General features: G+C 31.6%; 15 protein-coding genes. 10 read left to right on the top strand and 5 right to left on the bottom strand.

The window, feature by feature from the left end; genetic code table 11:
* Positions 1-22 precede the first annotated feature (22 nt).
* Together carB and V7Q02_RS05375 are read left to right on the top strand one after the other, a co-directional pair.
* A complete protein-coding gene (gene carB / locus V7Q02_RS05380) occupies positions 23-3,241 on the top strand; it encodes a carbamoyl-phosphate synthase large subunit (protein WP_333859979.1) in 3,219 nt (1,072 codons plus the stop codon).
* Positions 3,242-3,415: 174 nt separating this feature from the next.
* The gene (locus tag V7Q02_RS05375; protein WP_333859978.1) at positions 3,416-4,612 is read left to right on the top strand and encodes a M20 metallopeptidase family protein; all 1,197 of its coding nucleotides are present in this window, start codon (positions 3,416-3,418) and stop codon (positions 4,610-4,612) included.
* A gap of 60 nt (positions 4,613-4,672) precedes the next feature.
* Here the strand turns inward: V7Q02_RS05375 and V7Q02_RS05370 are convergent, their stop codons facing one another.
* Together V7Q02_RS05370 and V7Q02_RS05365 are read right to left on the bottom strand one after the other, a co-directional pair.
* On the bottom strand, positions 4,673-5,890 hold the full coding sequence (locus V7Q02_RS05370) for a sensor histidine kinase (RefSeq protein ID WP_333859977.1): 1,218 nt from the start codon (positions 5,888-5,890) through the stop codon (positions 4,673-4,675).
* Positions 5,891-5,893: 3 nt separating this feature from the next.
* Entirely contained in the window at positions 5,894-6,571 is a 678-nt protein-coding gene (locus V7Q02_RS05365) for a response regulator transcription factor (protein WP_333859976.1), read from the bottom strand.
* 266 nt (positions 6,572-6,837) lie between these two features.
* Between V7Q02_RS05365 and V7Q02_RS05360 the strand changes: the two genes are divergently transcribed.
* From V7Q02_RS05360 to ald, 7 genes are all read left to right on the top strand, one after another.
* Positions 6,838-7,806, top strand: a complete 969-nt coding sequence (locus V7Q02_RS05360; RefSeq protein WP_333859975.1) for a glycosyltransferase family 2 protein — start codon at positions 6,838-6,840, stop codon at positions 7,804-7,806.
* Positions 7,790-8,221, top strand: a complete 432-nt coding sequence (locus tag V7Q02_RS05355; protein ID WP_333859974.1) for a GtrA family protein — start codon at positions 7,790-7,792, stop codon at positions 8,219-8,221. The genes V7Q02_RS05360 and V7Q02_RS05355 overlap by 17 nt, the downstream gene beginning before the upstream one ends.
* Before the next feature lie 15 nt (positions 8,222-8,236).
* The gene (locus V7Q02_RS05350) at positions 8,237-10,396 is read left to right on the top strand and encodes a glycosyltransferase family 39 protein (RefSeq protein ID WP_333859973.1); all 2,160 of its coding nucleotides are present in this window, start codon (positions 8,237-8,239) and stop codon (positions 10,394-10,396) included.
* Positions 10,397-10,519: 123 nt separating this feature from the next.
* On the top strand, positions 10,520-11,767 hold the full coding sequence (gene hemA, locus V7Q02_RS05345; RefSeq protein WP_333859972.1) for a glutamyl-tRNA reductase: 1,248 nt from the start codon (positions 10,520-10,522) through the stop codon (positions 11,765-11,767).
* Positions 11,768-11,790: 23 nt separating this feature from the next.
* Positions 11,791-13,059: a glutamate-1-semialdehyde 2,1-aminomutase gene (gene hemL, locus V7Q02_RS05340; RefSeq protein WP_333859971.1), complete on the top strand. Its 1,269-nt coding sequence runs from the start codon at positions 11,791-11,793 to the stop codon at positions 13,057-13,059.
* 176 nt (positions 13,060-13,235) lie between these two features.
* Positions 13,236-13,691 (top strand): Lrp/AsnC family transcriptional regulator, encoded by a 456-nt coding sequence (locus V7Q02_RS05335; RefSeq protein ID WP_333859969.1) that lies wholly within the window; start codon positions 13,236-13,238, stop codon positions 13,689-13,691.
* A gap of 15 nt (positions 13,692-13,706) precedes the next feature.
* Entirely contained in the window at positions 13,707-14,822 is a 1,116-nt protein-coding gene (gene ald, locus V7Q02_RS05330; RefSeq protein WP_333859968.1) for an alanine dehydrogenase, read from the top strand.
* 48 nt (positions 14,823-14,870) lie between these two features.
* On the opposite strand, the gene V7Q02_RS05325 is transcribed toward ald, so the two are convergent.
* Entirely contained in the window at positions 14,871-16,484 is a 1,614-nt protein-coding gene (locus V7Q02_RS05325; RefSeq protein WP_333859967.1) for a hypothetical protein, read from the bottom strand.
* A gap of 171 nt (positions 16,485-16,655) precedes the next feature.
* On the opposite strand from V7Q02_RS05325, the gene V7Q02_RS05320 reads away from it, so the two are divergent.
* On the top strand, positions 16,656-17,510 hold the full coding sequence (locus V7Q02_RS05320) for a DegV family protein (RefSeq protein WP_333859966.1): 855 nt from the start codon (positions 16,656-16,658) through the stop codon (positions 17,508-17,510).
* Between the two features lie 248 nt (positions 17,511-17,758).
* Here V7Q02_RS05320 and V7Q02_RS05315 read toward each other — a convergent pair whose 3' ends face one another.
* Together V7Q02_RS05315 and V7Q02_RS05310 are read right to left on the bottom strand one after the other, a co-directional pair.
* Positions 17,759-17,929 carry a hypothetical protein gene (locus V7Q02_RS05315; protein WP_333859965.1) on the bottom strand — a complete coding sequence of 57 codons (171 nt, stop codon included), beginning with the start codon at positions 17,927-17,929 and terminating at the stop codon, positions 17,759-17,761.
* Positions 17,930-18,108: 179 nt separating this feature from the next.
* A complete protein-coding gene (locus V7Q02_RS05310) occupies positions 18,109-18,303 on the bottom strand; it encodes a hypothetical protein (protein ID WP_333859964.1) in 195 nt (64 codons plus the stop codon).
* Positions 18,304-18,309: the final 6 nt, after the last annotated feature.

Below are 18,309 nucleotides of genomic sequence, written 5' to 3'. Positions count from 1 at the left end.
GAAAAGAAGGGAGCAAGGTGATATGCCTTTAAATAAAAATATAAAAAAAGTTTTGGTAATAGGTTCAGGACCTATAATAATAGGGCAGGCAGCAGAGTTTGATTATTCTGGAACTCAGGCTTGTGAATCACTTAAAGAAGAAGGAATTGAGGTTGTACTTGTAAATAGTAATCCTGCTACCATAATGACAGATAGAGAAGTAGCAGATAAGGTTTATATAGAACCACTTACAGTAGAATTTATAGAAAAAGTTATAAAAAAAGAAAAACCAGATAGTGTTTTACCGGGAATGGGTGGACAGACTGCTCTCAATCTTACTGTAGAATTGTATGATAATAAAATACTCGAAAAATATAATGTTAAAATAATAGGCACTTCTATAGAAGCCATAAAAAAAGGGGAAGATAGGGAACTTTTTAGAAATACTATGAATAAAATAAATCAACCAGTGGTAGAAAGCGACATAGTTACAGATATGAAAAGTGGTATAAAATTTGCAGAAAAAATAGGTTATCCTGTTATTGTAAGACCTGCATATACTCTCGGAGGTACAGGAGGTGGAATAGCAGAAAATGAAGAAGAACTCAAAAGTATATTGGAATCTGGACTGGAACTTAGTTCAATAGGTCAGGTACTGCTTGAAAAAAGCATAAAGGGATGGAAAGAGATAGAATATGAAGTTATGAGAGATAGTTTTGGAAATTGTATAACAGTGTGTAATATGGAAAATATAGATCCTGTAGGAATTCATACTGGAGATAGTATAGTCATAGCGCCAAGCCAGACTTTATCAGATAAGGAATATCAAATGCTAAGGACTGCATCGATAGATATAATAAGTGAAGTTGAAATAGAAGGAGGGTGTAATGTCCAATTAGCCCTAAATCCATATTCTTTTGAATATGTGGTTATAGAGATAAACCCAAGGGTTAGTCGTTCTTCTGCCCTTGCATCTAAAGCCACAGGTTATCCTATTGCTAAAGTAGCAGCTAAAATAGCCTTGGGATATGGGCTTGATGAAATAAAGAATGCAGTTACTAAGAAGACCTATGCTTGTTTTGAGCCTTCATTGGATTATGTGGTAATAAAAATTCCTAAGTGGCCTTTTGATAAGTTTCAGGGAGCAGAAAGGGAACTTGGAACTAAAATGATGGCTACAGGTGAAATAATGGCTATAGGAAATAATTTTGAAGCCGCATTTTTGAAAGGGATAAGATCTCTTGAGATAGGAATGTATTCCTTAGACTATAAGAAGTTTAGAGAATTAAGCATGGATGAACTTAAAACTAGAATAGCCTATCCTGATGATGAGAGAATATTTGCTCTTTCAGAATTATTGAGAAGAAAGTATAAAGTTGAAAAGTTATCTCAAATTACAGGCATAGATAAATTTTTTATAAGTAAGTTTAAAGGAATTATAGATGAAGAAGAAAAATTAAAAAACAGCAATATAAGTGATATGAATAAAGAATGGTTTGTGAAGCTTAAGAAGAAAGGATTTTCCGATAAGGGAATGGCAGATATGCTTAAGGTTTCACCAGATGAGGTGTATAGGCTTAGAAAAATATGGAATATAAATCCTGCCTATAAGATGGTAGATACTTGTGCGGGAGAATTTGAGGCACTTTCCCCTTATTATTATTCTACTTATGAAGAGTATGACGAAGTGGAGGTTTCAAATAATAAGAAAGTTATAGTAATAGGCTCAGGACCTATCAGAATAGGGCAGGGCATAGAATTTGACTATGCTTCTGTGCACTGCATAAAAATACTCAGAAAACTTGGTATAGAGACTATAATAATAAATAATAACCCTGAAACTGTAAGTACGGATTTTGATATTTCAGATAAACTTTATTTTGAACCTATAACGGAAGAGGATGTTTTAAGTATATTGGATAAGGAGAAACCCTATGGTGTTATACTCCAATTTGGAGGAGAAACTGCCATAAAACTGGCAGAGTTCTTAAAAGAAAAAAATATAGTTACACTAGGTACCACTGCAGATCAGATAGATATGGCAGAAGATCGGGAAAAATTTGACGATCTCCTTGAAAAGCTGAATATTAAAAGGCCAAAGGGAAAGGGCGTGTGGACTATAGGCGAAGGACTTGAAGAAGGAAGAAAATTGGGGTTCCCTGTGCTTGTGAGACCTTCTTATGTTCTTGGAGGACATGGTATGGAAATAACTTACAGCCAAAAAGAACTTAAATATTATCTCTCCATGGCTTTTAATAAAGATAAGAAAAATCCTATATTGATAGATAAATATATAATGGGCAGAGAAATAGAAGTGGATGCCATATGTGATGGCGAGGATGTACTCATACCTGGGATTATGGAACACTTGGAAAGGGCTGGAGTACACTCTGGAGATAGTATAACTATGTATCCTGCCCAAAATATAAATGATGATATAAAGGAAAAAGTTCTAGAGTATACTGTAAAATTATCTTTAGGTATAGGAATAAAGGGTATGATAAATATTCAATTCATAGAATATGAGGGCAATCTTTATGTTATAGAAGTAAATCCAAGGGCTTCGAGGACTGTTCCTTACATAAGTAAAGTAAGTAATGTACCTATAGTTGATATTGCTACCAGGGTAATGCTTGGGGAAAAACTAAGAGATATGGGTTATGGGGTTGGAATCTTTAAGGAACCTAATATAGTTGCGGTAAAGGTTCCGGTATTTTCAACAGAGAAGCTTCCAAATGTAGAAGTTTCTCTAGGACCTGAGATGAGGTCTACAGGAGAGGTCTTAGGTGTGTCCACTACTCTGGAAGGAGCGCTTTACAAGGGGCTTTTGGCCGCAGGCATGGTTTTTAACATGAAAAATGGAGTAATACTTGCAACTATAGGAGAGCATGATAAACAGGAATTTTTACCTATAGCAAGAGAAATACATAAATTAGGTATTAAATTTATAGCTACGGAAAATACAGCAAAGCTTTTACAAGATAATGGGATAGAAGTAAAAAAGACCAGAAAAATGAAAGAAAAGAGTCCAAATATAATAGATGTTATAAAAAATGAAGAAGTGGATTTAGTAATTAATACTCCTACCAAAGGAAATGATTCTACAAGGGATGGATTTCATATAAGAAGGTTAGCTGTAGAAAGAAATATAGAGGTTATAACGTCACTGGATACTTTTAGAGCTATGACTTATGTGAAAAAGAAAGACATAAATGATGATGAACTGGAAGTATTTTCAGAGTACGAATCAAGTGATTCTTAGGATCAGGTGGAGTTTGCTATAGAGAAATACTTATCTCCATCTGAGCCTTAGAGGAACTTATCCAGGCGTGTAGCATTGCTTATCTCCTACTTTAAAGAAGATGGGAGTGTTAGCAATGGTAGCGTTTGGATAAACTATATCAAAAGATAATGTAAATGGGGGAGGGTTTATGCTATGGAACAGTTATGTGAAGTGGAAGAAATAAAGCATCTGGCTAATAAATATTATTCTGAGGTGGTAAGCTTAAGAAGGTATTTCCACAAATACCCTGAAGTTAGCAAGAAAGAATTTAATACTCAAAAAAAAATAATTGGGGTGCTTCAGGAGCTTGGACTAAATATAAGAAAGGCAGCGGGAACTGGTGTTATTGCAGAGTTAAAAGGAGAAAAACCTGGTAAAACAATAGCCATTCGTGCAGATATAGATGCCCTAGCCATAGATGATGAAATAAGCAAGGAGTATAAATCCAAAAATAAGGGGTCATGTCATGCTTGTGGTCATGATGGACACACTGCTATGCTTATAGGAGTCATAAAAGTATTGTGTAATATGCGTCATAGAATTGAGGGTACTTTAAGGTTTATCTTTCAACCCAGTGAAGAAGAAGTAATTGATGGCTCAGGTGCAGCGGCTATTATAGCAGATGGGGGTTTAGAAGGCGTGGAGGCCATTATAGGGGCTCATCTGTGGCAGCCTATTGAAATTGGAACAGTAGGAATATCAAAAGGTCCAGTGATGGCTGCCAGTGATGAATTTGTCATAATTATTGAAGGAAAAGCAGGTCATGCATCTATGCCTCATCAAACTATAGATTCCATATTAACAGCTTCTCAGATAGTTGTTGCATTAAATACCATTGTAGGCAGAGATATAGATCCTATGAAACAGGCAGTGGTATCGGTGGGTGTATTTCAGTCAGGATATATTTATAATGCCATATCGGGTAGGGCGGTATTAAAGGGAACTATTAGGTCTCTTGATGAAGATGTAAGAAAAGAAGTACTTGTGCATATTAAAAAAATTGTAGAACACATATGTGATATGGCAGGAGCTCATTGCAGCCTTCAAAAAAGTTCATGTACCTATGTGCTTGACAACGATTCTAAAATCACAGATATTGTACTTGAGGCGGGAAAAGAAATAATGGGAGAAGGGGCTCATGAAGTAAAGCCTTGTATGAGCAGTGAAGACTTTTCCTATTATTTACAAAAGGTACCGGGGTGTTTTATTTTTATAGGCATAGGAAATCCTAAAAAGGGGATTATTTATCCCCAACATCATCCTAAATATGACATAGATGAAATGGCACTATTATATGGTATTGAAGTTATGGCGAATGCCGCTTTAAAATTGCTTTCTAAATTAAAATAGAGAAACATTATAATATATTGTAATATAGGTACTTTAATAGTATAGACTTTAAATAAAAAACTATTTAAAAGGAAGTATAACTTTAAATATAGACCCTTTACCTAGGGTACTTGATACAGTTATAGTTCCTTTATGTTCATTAACTATAGATTTTGCTATAGATAGGCCTAGACCAAAGTTACCATCTCTGTTTGAACGGGATTTATCAACTTTGTAAAATCTTTCAAAAATCTTATCTAAATGTTCCTCTGGAATGCCTTCTCCTGTATCAGATACAATAAATTGGATTTTATTTTTTGATGTATGCATCTTTATTTCTATAGAACCATTTTCATAGGTATGTTTTATGGCATTGTCTATAAGAATAGCTGCAAGTTGTTTTATGCGACTTTCATTCCCCGAAAAAATTACATCTTGTTGTATGTTGTAGGAGATATGTATTTTATATTTTATACAAATGGCTTCAAAAGGTAGTATTGACTGGGTAATAACATTACTTAAATTAAAACTGGAAATAGATAATGATGCTTCATGTGAGTCTGATCTTGCAAGAAAAAGTAGTTCCTCTATAAGTTTAGTCATTCTATCTGTTTCAAGTCTAATATTTTCCAACCATTTATTTTGAGCTTCGACGGTTTCGTTTTTGTTATCTAGAACTACGTCCAGATTGGTAGTTATAACTGCCAGGGGAGTACGAAGTTCATGGGAAGCATCTGCAACAAAAGACTGTTGTTTTTTCCAGGCACTTATAATGGGCTTTAAGGAAGTATTTGCAAGAAATAGGCTTATTATAAATACCAATATAAGACTTACTATACAAACTAACACAGATATAATGATTAATCTTCTCAATACCTCGATGTCAAAGGACTTATCCTGAAAAATTATAATAAATCCATATTTTTTTGGTACTTTAAGATATCTCAAATTTAAATTTTTATATATGAGTGTACCTCTTGAGTTTTTATTGTCAATGACATCCTTTATTATATTATGAGATACTTTTTCAGATAATATAAAATTGCTGGAAGTTTCTTTAATAGTACCAACTTTATTTGTTTTAATAAAGAAATTTTCAGAAGATGTAAGTTCTTTATTAGGATATTTGGGTGGTGGCGGTATTTCCTCCATATCTGATGTCTTAATCATACGCATATATGAAGAACGTTCAAAACTTCTTTCCATTAATACATATATGCCTGAAAATATAGTTATTAAAACTAGTCCTGTTAATATTAAATTAATTAAAATCAATTCTATTTTTAATTTTCGAAACATAGTTTAAACCTCTTTTAGACAATAACCTATTCCTCTTATAGTTTCTATGATAACATTACAATTTAATTTTCTAAGTTTTTTTCTAAGATAGGAAAAGTACACTTCAATATTGTTATTCATTTCTACATCAGAATCAGGTCCCCAAACCCTGTCCAATATCTGATCTTTAGTTAATACTTGATTTTTATTGCGAGCTAGAAGTTCTAATAGTTGGGATTCTCTTAAGGTAAGCTTGATTTTGTTTTCTTTATACTGAAGTTCTCCCCTTAATGGATCGAAAGTTAAAGAAGCTAATTGTATTGTTCCGTATTGAATAAAATCTATATGTCTTCTTCCAAGGGCTCGTATTCTTGCCAGAAGTTCCTCCTTGGAAAAAGGTTTTATTAAATAGTCATCTGCACCTTGGTCCAGGCCTTCTACTCTGCTGCTTATAGAATCCATAGCTGTTAATATAATTACAGGAGTGTGTATGCCCTTATTTCGGATATCCTTTAAAATCTCTAGGCCATCTTTTCCAGGAAGCATTCTATCTAATATTATTACGTCATATATATCTGATTCTGCCATTTCCTGTCCCTTAATTCCATCGTAGGCAGCATCTACAGTGTAATTATTTTTTTTAAATATATAAACCAGTGCTTCCGATAACATTATTTCATCTTCAATTAAAAGTAGTCTCACAATAATTCCTCCTTGTTATAAGGTACATATAAAAATCATAATTGGAAAATTTTAAATCGGTGAAAAACTTTTAGTAACAATACTATATATTATATAATAATATACGATAAATTTTTAATATAGACAACATAAAATACATATTTGAGTAAATTATGAAATTATATACTGTATGTTCAAAGTTAATTTACATCTATTAATGGTGTTTTTAAGTATTTTTTAAGGTTTTAATATAAAAATTATATTAAACTAGATATGAGGTGAATTAAATGTATAAAAGTATTATTTACTCTATAATAGTACCTCTATATAATGAGGAACTGGTTATTGATGAAACTTATAAAAGATTAAAAAACATAATGGATTCCACGTTAGAAAGTTATGAGCTTTTATTTGTAAATGATGGAAGCAGCGATGCTACGCGGAAAAAGGTGGAACAAATATGTGTTAAAGATATGAATGTAAAACTTGTTAACTTCTCTAGAAATTTTGGACATCAATGTGCCATAACTGCAGGAATGGAAGTTTCTACGGGAAAGGCAGTAGTCGTAATAGATGCAGATCTTCAAGATCCTCCAGAAGTTATTCTTGAAATGATTAAAAAGTGGAAGGAAGGTTACCATGTTGTATATGGAAAAAGGATAAAAAGAGAAGGAGAATCTTTTTTTAAAAAATTTACTGCTAAAACTTTTTATAGAATTCTCAAAAATATGACTAGTGTTGATATACCTGTGGATACAGGGGATTTCAGGCTGATAGATAGAAAGGTCTGTAATACTTTAAATTCACTGCCTGAAAAAAACAGGTATGTAAGAGGACTTGTAAGCTGGATTGGATATAAGCAGACTTTTGTAGAATTTGTAAGACAGGAAAGATTTGCAGGGAACAGCAAATATCCTATTAAAAAAATGATAAAATTAGCACTGGATGGTATAACTTCATTCTCATATAAACCTCTTGCCTTTTCAGGCTATTTGGGTGGAATATCTTTTTTTATAGGAATATTAATTATGGTGGTAGATATTATTAAACATTTAACGGGAGGAATAAAGATAATAAATTTTGCTTTTTTAATATCCATTGATTTAATTATGTTTGGAGTAATGCTAAGTTGTATGGGAATAATTGGCCAGTACATAGGGAGAATTTTTGATGAGAGTAAGGGAAGACCTAATTATATTATTGAAAGTATTATAAATGATAGAAAGGTTGAGAAAAATCATGATTCAATTAACTAAAACAAAATACCCCATATTTAATCGTATTTTTAATGGCAAACTAAAATATATAAGCCGTTTTTCTGCTACAGGAATACTAAATACTTTAGTAGATTTTTGTGTATTTACTATATGTGAAAGTTTATTTGGTATATATTATACATTAAGTAAAATTATAGGGTACAGCTTTGGAATAATAAATAGTTTTATATTTAATAAAAAATGGACATTTGCCAGTAAAATTTCTAATAAGAAAGTATACTATGAACTGATACAATTTATTGTAGTTAATATTTGTTCTCTTACAATTACTGTAGTGTGCATGAGGTTTTTAGTAAATAACTTTAGTATAAATATTTATATATCTAAAGTAATTGTCACCTTAATAGCTCAAGTTGTGAATTTTTTATTGTATAAACTCTGGGTGTTTAATTAAAGGAGGAAAGAACAGGTGAAAAATATAAAATTTAAAAAAGAAAATATTCTCATAGCATTAATTTTAGTTTTATCTTCTGTGTTGAATCTTTTTAATTTGACCATAGAAGGGTATGGAAATGAATATTATGCTGCTGGAGTAAAAAGTATGATGATGAATTTTAAAAACTTTTTCTTTGTATCTTTTGATCCTACAGGCTTTGTATCTATTGATAAGCCTCCTTTAGGTTTTTGGATTCAGACTATTTCTGCTAAAATATTCGGATTTAGCGGATGGAGTATAATATTTCCTCAAGCCCTTGCGGGAGTTATATCAGTGGGGCTTATTTATTATGTTGTAAAAAGATCCTTTGGAAATATAGCAGCAACTATCTCAGCCCTGTGCCTTGCAATTACACCGGTTTTTGTGGCAGCCAGCAGAAATAACACCATAGACAATCTTTTGGTCATGACACTTCTTATTGTGTGTGTATTTTTTTCTAAAGCTGCAGAAAAGGGACGATTTAAATACCTTATAATAAGCCTGATTTTTATAGGAATAGGTTTTAATATAAAGATGCTTCAAGCCTATATGATTATACCAGCAGTATACGTAGTCTACCTTATTTCCAAAGCTATACCTGTGAAAAAGAGAATAGTCCACCTGGCTGTGGGCACAGTTATACTTTTGATAGTATCCTTATCTTGGGCAATAATAGTAGATTTTGTACCGGCGCAGTACAGGCCTTATGTGGGCAGTAGTACAAATAATAGTGTTATGGAACTTATAATAGGACACAATGGACTTGATAGATTCAGCAAGGGTAGTATGGGAGGAAAACAAAGGCAGGGAGAAGCTCAGAATAAGTATGGGATGCAGAGCGAAATAAGTAATGAAAATAGATATATGGCTAATTTTCCAGGTGGGAGTGGCAATATTCCAGAGGGGATGAAAATACCAGAGGGAGTACAAGGAGTAAGAAGTAACCAGGGTGGTGGAATGGCAGGAAATTTTGGCGGTGAAACTAAAGCTAGTATTACAAGATTGTTCTCCAAAAATGTTTTATCAGATCAAATAGTATGGTTTTTACCCCTTGCCATATTTGGCTTTATTGCAGGAGCGATAGTGGAAAAATTGAAGTTTCCTTTTAATAATAGAAAAAAATTGGATTTAATATTATGGATTTTATGGCTTGTTCCTGAATTTTTGTATTTTAGTTATACAAAGGGAACATTTCACCAGTATTATCTAACTATGATGGCTCCACCCATTGCAGCTTTATCAGGAATAGGACTTACATCTATGTGGAAGCTTTATAAGGATGGGAACAGGAGTATTACAGCATTTTTATTACCAGTTTCCATTATTGTAAATGGTCTTGTACAGCTTTTAATGCTGTCTTATTATAGTAATATATCCTCTGCAGTAAAAGCTATTATAATAGCCTCTTTAGTCATTTGTTTCCTAGCATCTATACTACTTATAGTATATAAATTGATAAAAGAGAGTAATTTAGGGCAAAATGTGAGCATAAGGCTGGTGAAAGTATTAACAACACTTGCCTTCCTGGGAATTCTAATAACTCCTGCTATTGGTTCTGGAGCTGCTGTAAATCATAAGATGAATGGTTCTATGCCTTCAGCAGGATTAGAGCTCCTATCAAATAGTAAATCTGGTGATTTTATGATGGGAAGAGGTTCAGAGAGTAGTGATAATGATAAACTGATAAAGTTTCTTGAAAATAATATCATAAATGAAAAATATTTTCTTGTAGTTTCCAGTGCAACTTCTGCTCAGAGCATAATATTAGAAACAGGCAAAGGGGTAATGGCACTAGGAGGTTTTTCAGGATCTGATAACATACTTACCTTAGATGAATTTAAAACTATGGTTAAAAATGGAGAAGTTAGATATGTACTTACAGGGGGAATGGGAAGAGGTTCCATGGATGATATTATGAATTGGGTAGAGAAAAATGGTAAGATAGTAGCGGAAAATCAGTGGAAAAACATAGTAGATTCCAAGGAGAAAAGAGGATATCTGCATTTTAATATACCTGGATATGATAAAAATACAGATTCAAAATATGACAATAAAAAGGATAATGTAGCTGACAGTAGTAAGAGAAATAGTGGTGGTGGACCAGAAGGTATGAATTCACAGGTATTATATGATTTAAAAGACAGTGTAAAATAATATTTTAGAAGTTTTTTAAAGTAGGCTTTTATTTTAAGGCCTACTTAATATTTTATGTAAAAATATTAAGTTGTTTGGGGATACCTACAATATGTTATAATTTTGTTTAAGAGGATTTTTTGTTTGAAACAAAGTAAATATTTTGTAATTGCAAATGTTGGAGCTGATAAAATGATACAACTTATAGGTATAAAAAGCCAATGTGATATTGGAATAAGACAAAAATTTTCTATTATTTCCGAGGTGTTAGAAGACAAATTAAAGTGCATTAATGAACTTGCTGGAAATGTATTGATTCTGAGTACTTGTAACAGAACAGAAATATATGTAGATTCAGATTTACAAGAAAAAGAGCTTATTGATACTATATTCTATGGTCTGGGTTGGGAGTATGAGTTTATACCATATATTTTTTATGTAAAGCACAAACATGCTGTTAAACATCTTATGGAAGTTAGCTGTGGTTTTCACTCTAAAATTTTAGGAGAAGATCAAATTTTAGGACAGATTAAGAGAGCTTACGAAGCAGCTGTGAAAGCTAAAACTATAAAAGGCAAGCTTCAAAAGCTTTTTCAAAAGGCACTAGCCTGTGGCAAAGAATTTAAGCATGTTTGTGAAAGCTATAAAACACCTGTTTCCATTCCTTCAATAGTGGCAAAAGAAATTCTAAATATGAATATTAAAAAATGTATGATAATTGGTTTTGGAAGGATGGGGAAATTATTACTTAAGTATTTAAATAACTCGAGAGCACAAATTATATATATTGCAGTGCGTGACTTAAGCAAGACCAATGATCTGTATAATAAATATGAGAGGATTAGATTCATACCTTTTAAGAACAGAAAAAACTATTATAATTATGTAGACTGCATTGTAAGCTGTACTTCTGCACCTGATAAAATAATTTCCAAGAGAGATCTTCCCTGTAGAAAATTCACCATATTTGATCTAGCGGTGCCTAAAGATATCAATAGGGATGTATTGGATTTGGGTAATGTGACTCTTTATGATATTGACAGTATAAGTACCATAGATGAAAAAAATAAAATTATAAGAAAAGAAACTATGGCAAAATATAGATATGTACTTGAAAATCATATACAGGAATTTATTAAGTGGGAAAAATTATATGAACTTTCTCCTGAAATACAAAAAATAAAAAGCTATGGTGATGAAATATGTAGCAAAAGAATAACTACATTTAAAAATAAAAAATATACTAAAGATAATGATATTCTTGTAAAAACAATGATAGAAAGTACTGCAAGATTTTATATGAACAGGGCAATAGAGGTAATGAAAGAAGAAAAATTAAAGGGAAGAGAAGAAGAGTGTCTTAAACTCATAAATAAAATATTCTGTAAATAATACAGTAGGTAGGAGAGTATGAAATGAGAAATGATAAAATATTTGAGGAATCAAAACTATATATGCCAGGAGGGGTAAACAGCCCGGTGAGGGCTTTTAAGGATGTTTCACTAAATCCTCCTGTAATAAAAAAAGGCAAAGGTGCTTACATATATGATGAAGATGGCAATGAATACATAGATTTTGTATGTTCTTGGGGACCTATGATTTTGGGACATTGTGATGAGGATGTGGTAAGAGCCATAAAATGTACCAGTGAGGATGCCATATCCTTTGGAGCCACTACGAAAGTTGAATTGGAGCTTTCTAAATATATATGTACCACTGTAGACAATATAGAAATGATTAGAATGGTTAATTCAGGTACGGAAGCTACTATGAGTGCAGTGAAACTTGCCAGAGGGTATACAAAGAAAAATAAAATAGTAAAATTTGCAGGATGTTATCATGGACATTTTGATGACTTTCTTGTAGAAGCAGGATCTGGCGTTATGACAGAGGGTATTCCCGGAAGTGAAGGAGTTCCTAAAGACAGTATAAAAAACACTATTATAGCTGAATATAATAATCTTGAAGATGTGGAAAATATCTTTAAGAAGTTTGGCAGCGATATTGCAGCTGTTATAGTAGAGCCTGTGGCGGGAAATATGGGGGTAATCCCAGGAAAAGTGGATTTTTTGAAAGGTCTTAGAAAACTATGTGATAAATATGAGAGTGTACTTATTTTTGATGAGGTGATGAGTGGATTTAGAGTTGCTTATAAGGGAGCTCAAAGTTTATATGGAATAAAACCTGATATTACTACTATGGCAAAAATTATAGGAGGAGGATTACCCTGTGGTGCTTATGGGGGTAGAAAGGACATTATGGAAAAACTTTCTCCACTTGGATCTGTGTATCAAGCTGGAACTATGTCAGGGAATCCAATTGTAATGGCTGCAGGACTTGTAACTTTGAAGAAACTAAATGAAAATCCTAGTTATTATGTTAAGCTTGAAAAACTAGGCAAAAAATTAGAGGAAGGCTTAAAACAAATATCAAAGGACAGAAATATACCTATGGTAGTAAATAGATGTGGAGCTATGTTTTCTATATTTTTTACCAATGATTCAGAAGTTAAAAATTATAAGGATGCAAGAAAATGTGATACAGTCATTTTTGCTAAATTTTTTCAACATATGCTTGAAAGGGGCATTTATATAGCTCCTTCCCAATTTGAAGCTATATTTTTAAATGTAAAACATACAGAAGAACACATTGATAAATTCCTGCAGGCAGTTAATACTTTTTAAGTTTTTATTTAAAAACCCTTAAAGTATTTAACTTGAATGTACAATTTTATATATATTTATTAAAAAATAAGGTTAAAAAATTTTTAACCTTATTTTTTATGTAATTATATAAAAAGTATTTAATTTTTTTAATATATATATTATAATTTGCTTAATAAATTTAAGAGGGTGATGGTTTGGACAATATTGATATTAAAATACTAAAATTGTTGCAGCAAAATGCTAGAATTTCTATTTCGGAAATGAGCAGTAAGATTAACCTGTCAATACCTGCAGTAAGTGACAGGCTTAAAAAATTAGATGCTTCAAGCTTAATTAAAAAATATACAATAATTATTAACAATAAAAAATTTAATAAGAATCTCATGGTTATAATGTTTGTGAGTCTTGAAAATCCAACATTTATTGATAAATTTATAGAGATAATCCAGGGCGAAAATGAAATTGTTGAATGTCATTATTTAGCAGGTGAGTTTGATTATGCATTGAAAATTATTACAGAAAATACAGAAACTCTTGAAAAAGTTTTAAATAAAATAAAATGTATTAGAGGAGTTCAAAAGACTAAGACAATAGTTACCCTTTCCACAATTAAAAATAACTATTCAATAATACCTGACCAAATTAAATAATAGGGGGAATATATAATGATTATAGGAGTGCCTAAAGAATTAAAAAACAATGAAAACAGAGTAGCTATAACACCAGCAGGAGTACATGCCCTAGTAAGGGATGGACATCAGGTTTTGATAGAAAAGTCAGCTGGAATTGGAAGTGGAATAGAGGATAAAGAGTATCAGGCTGTTGGTGGTAAAATAATAGATACAAATGTGGAAATATTTAAAAAATCAGATATAATAGTAAAGGTAAAAGAGCCAGTAGAAGAAGAGTATAAACTTTTTAGAGAAAATCAGATTTTGTTCACCTATCTTCACCTTGCTGCTAATGTACCTCTTACAGAGTTATTAATTAAAAAGAAAATTACATCTATAGCTTATGAAACGGTACAACTTGATAATGGAAGTCTCCCATTACTTACTCCTATGAGTGAAGTAGCAGGAAAAATGTCTATACAAGTAGGAGCAAATATACTTCAAGAATACAATGGGGGAGCCGGCATATTACTTGGTGGAGTTCCAGGAGTGCTGCCTGGAGAAGTTGTAATTATCGGAGCGGGTAGTGTAGGAACAAATGCTGCTAAAATGGCACTGGGGCTTGGAGCAAAGGTTACAATACTTGATATAAATAAGGATAGATTGGTTTATATAGATGATATATTCAATGGAAGGTTGTCTACATTGGTCTGTAATGAATTCAATGTAGCCCAGATGGTTAAAAAAGCAGATTTATTAGTAGGAGCAGTACTGGTAATAGGTTCAAAAGCACCTAAAATTGTTAAAGAAGAAATGGTTAAAACCATGAAGAAAGGTTCTGTAATAGTTGATGTAGCAATTGATCAGGGAGGCTCTATAGAAACTATAGACAGGGCTACTACTCATGACAATCCATGTTATGAAAAATATGGCGTAGTTCACTATTCTGTATCCAATATGCCTGGGGCAGTATCAAGAACATCTACCTACGCACTTACTAGTTCTACTCTTCCTTACTTAGAGGATATAGCTAACAAAGGAGTAGAAAAGGCAATGAAAGATGATAAGGCTCTTTTAAAAGGTCTCAATGTATATAAGGGCTTTGTAACTTACAAGGCAGTGGCAGATAGTTTAAACCTTGAATACAAATCACCAGAAAGTCTATTTTAATATAGAAAAGAGATGTTTCAAAGGTTATATTGAAGCATCTCTTTTTAGTTAATAAAATTTTATATCAAAAGAATCAGGTCCAAATTCTCTTTCCCTAAAGATCATATCAAGTAATATTTTTATAAGGTATATAAACATTATTATATTAAGTATACAGGTTCCGTCACTTACCAGGGTATGTGAAGCAGTATTTCCAAATCCTCCAAAGAGTATAGAGTAAGTATTAGTGTAAATTGTGAAGGTGTATCCTATAAGCAATGTGAGTAGCCTTTTGTCTTTCAAGTATATGAAAGATAAAATAGATAATGCTGCCACAGGAAATAAATATCTTTCATGCATTCCAGTAGAAAAGGTGAAAACTCCTGAAATTTGGATAAGTGCACAGAAAAAAGCAAATACTTTATTTTTACTTTTAATATATACATACCAGGAAAGGGCTGTAATTATTATAATTGCAATTATTCCCCAAACCTTATAGCTGAATATAAAAAATGTAGTAGAGCTCTCCTTATAATTTCCGCCAAATAAATTAAAAAAGTTAAAAGCATTTACAGAAGCATAAGGGTATTCTGATATAGTATTTTTATATAATTTAAAAATCCATAGTACATTTTGATTAAAGGAAAAAGGCAGTATGACAACTAATGCAGTTACAATACAGGAAGCTGCACATTTAAGAAGAATCTTTAAATTTTTTCTGGCTATGAGTTCAAATAAAAGTACAGGAAAAAATATAATTCCCTGGGGTTTCATAAGTACCAAAGCGGTAAAAAATATGGATGAAAAAATCAATTTTCCTTCTGATAAAAAGAATAAAGATAGAACTAAAATAAGGGTGAAAAAAGAATCTACCTGTCCCCAGAGGGATGAATTTATAAAAACAGCTGGATTGAAAATATAAAAAGCACTTAAAAATATACCCATTTCCAAAGAAAAATACTTTTTAGCCAATTTATATATAATATAGGCTGTTACCATATCTGCTAATATGGAGGGCAATTTTAAAAGTAATGTATAGTAAGAAGTTAGTGAGCTTATGTTTGCCAGTTTCCCAATTAAAAACAGCACATAAATATATAATGGAGGATAGTCAGCTGATTTGGAATTTACATAAAACTGGGATAGACTGTTTGCAGCAGAAGAAGCCCAGCTTCTAAATAAACTTATATCTCCGCTGTATCCTTCCATAATTGAAGATAATGAGATCCTTAAAAATAAACCTATACAAAGAAGTGAAAATATAAGTATTTTTGTGTTTGCACGGCTTATTTTTAGTCCTCTATAACTCCAAAAATAAAAGGCTGTAATACATAGTGCAAAAAATATTATCAAATATAAAGTAAGCAAGGGAGCATATTTGTTATTTGAAGATATAGAACCTCTCTGTTGATTTTTTTCTCTAGGAATTTTTGTATTATTAGGAGTTTTGTTATTATTTGATGAAAAGTTTTTATTGGGTATATTTGAATCAATTCTTCCTGGCGTTTTTTGCTTGTTATCTCTTTGTTTGTTGTTTGGATTGAATTTTTCTATTCTGTTCTCAGAGGTAGTAGTATTGGCTGTATAATTTTTTACATTATAAATGCACAAAAATGCAGATAATAGTATTAAAAGAATTAGAACAACTTTAAGCAGATTTTTTTTGAAAAATATTTTAAGCATACTTTTTGAATCTCCTTTTCTGGAATTGTATTTTTAATCATTTAAGTATATTTTCATTAACAAAACTTAAAATAAGCTTAAAAAGTAATATAAAATTCTGTTAATATAGTTTTAATAATGTTTTATGATATATTATAATCTAAGTAGATAGAAATATGTGGAGGCGTTTTTATGGAGAAAATTGCATTATTAACGGATTCAGCCTGTGATATAGATGAGGAAACTATAAATAAATATAATATAAATATTCTTTCCTTCAGAATTATATATGGGAATGGAGAATACATAGATAAAGTTGAAATTACTCCAAAGGAAGTATATGATAATATGAAAATGGAAATTCCTAAATCTTCACTACCTTCTATGGAATATATGGAAAAAATATACAAAAAATTTGAAGAAGAAAATTATACTCATGTAATTGCCGTAGTTATTTCAAGTGGACTTTCAGGTACATATAATGCTTTGAAAATAATAAGTGAAAAGCATAAAAATTTGTCTACCTATATATATGACTCTAAATCCACCTCTGTAGGAGAAGGAATTATTTTAAAAGAGTGTGGCAAGCTTATTAAGCAGAGTAAAAATTTTGATGAAATTGTAGATACCATCCCAAAAATAAAAAGTAAAATGCATTTCTTTTTTGTTTTTGGTACTTTGGAATATGCCAAAAAGGGTGGCCGCATAGGAAGGATACCTGGTACTATTGGAGAGATATTAGATATAAAGCCTATTGTTTATTTTGATGATAACTGTGGTGTTTGTTGTACTTATGATAAAGTAAGAGGAAGAAAGCGTTCTTTAAATAAAATGGTGGATATGGGTAAACAATTTTTGGATAAAAGCCCTTGTGATGTGTATATAGTGCATGGAAATGCAGCAGGAGATGCACATAGGGTTTATGATATGATTTCACAATTACCTAATGTAAAAGATATACATATGATAGGGCAGATAAGTCCCATAGTTGGAGTATATTCTGGTCCGGGAACAGTTGGGGTATGTTATTTTGAAACAGAAACTTAGCACTTCAAATTTTTGCTATTTTCTATCTACTTTAATTACTTCACATTATTCAAGTCCTGAAACATATACGGTATCAGATTCTCTAGAATTATTTGCAGTAGTTTTATTTATTACTTTTCCTCCAGTGGCAGCATCATATACATATTAAATGCACTAATTTCAGGGCATAAATAAACACTGCCTTTCGATTAATTGAAAAGCAGTGTTTATTCATAAGTGATTCTTAGATTGAATTTAAAATATTTTTTCTAATTTTGTGATTCCTTATTAGTAAAAGTTGTCGAGCTATTTATCATAGCTGTTTCTTGAGTTTCAGTAATGGTACCAACAGTTACTAAAGTATTGAGTTTAGTTTTTAAGAGTTTTGAAGATTTTTCTTTCTCAGCCTGAGAATCTTTATTTTTATTAAAAGTAAACAAATTTTCTATAGCAGTTTCCTGATCCTGTGTTATAGTTCCCGCAGTTACTAATGAATCGAGTTTAGTTTTAAGTAAATTTTTTATATCTTCCGTTTCTGTACTTTTAGTACTGGTTGTAGAAGAAGTGAAAAGATTTAGAACAGCTGTTTCCTGCTCTTGAGTGATAGTTCCATCAGTTATCAGGGTATCAACTTATTCTTTAAGAAATTTTCATTACCTGTCTTACTATTAGTTGAAGAAGAAACTAATAGGTTTAATGCAGCAGTTTCTTCAGCCTGGCTGATAGTGCCAGCGGCTACTAGGGCATCAAGCTTGGTTTTTAAAAAATTTTCTCTGTTCCCTTTTTGGGAACCTTCATTAGCAGTACCTGTCATCTTTAG

The organism is Clostridium sp., assembly GCF_036781005.1.
Classification (GTDB): Bacteria; Bacillota; Clostridia; order Clostridiales; family Clostridiaceae; genus Clostridium_B.
Note: the sequence above shows the minus strand (reverse complement) of the source record. Positions and strands in the feature narration are given on the sequence as shown.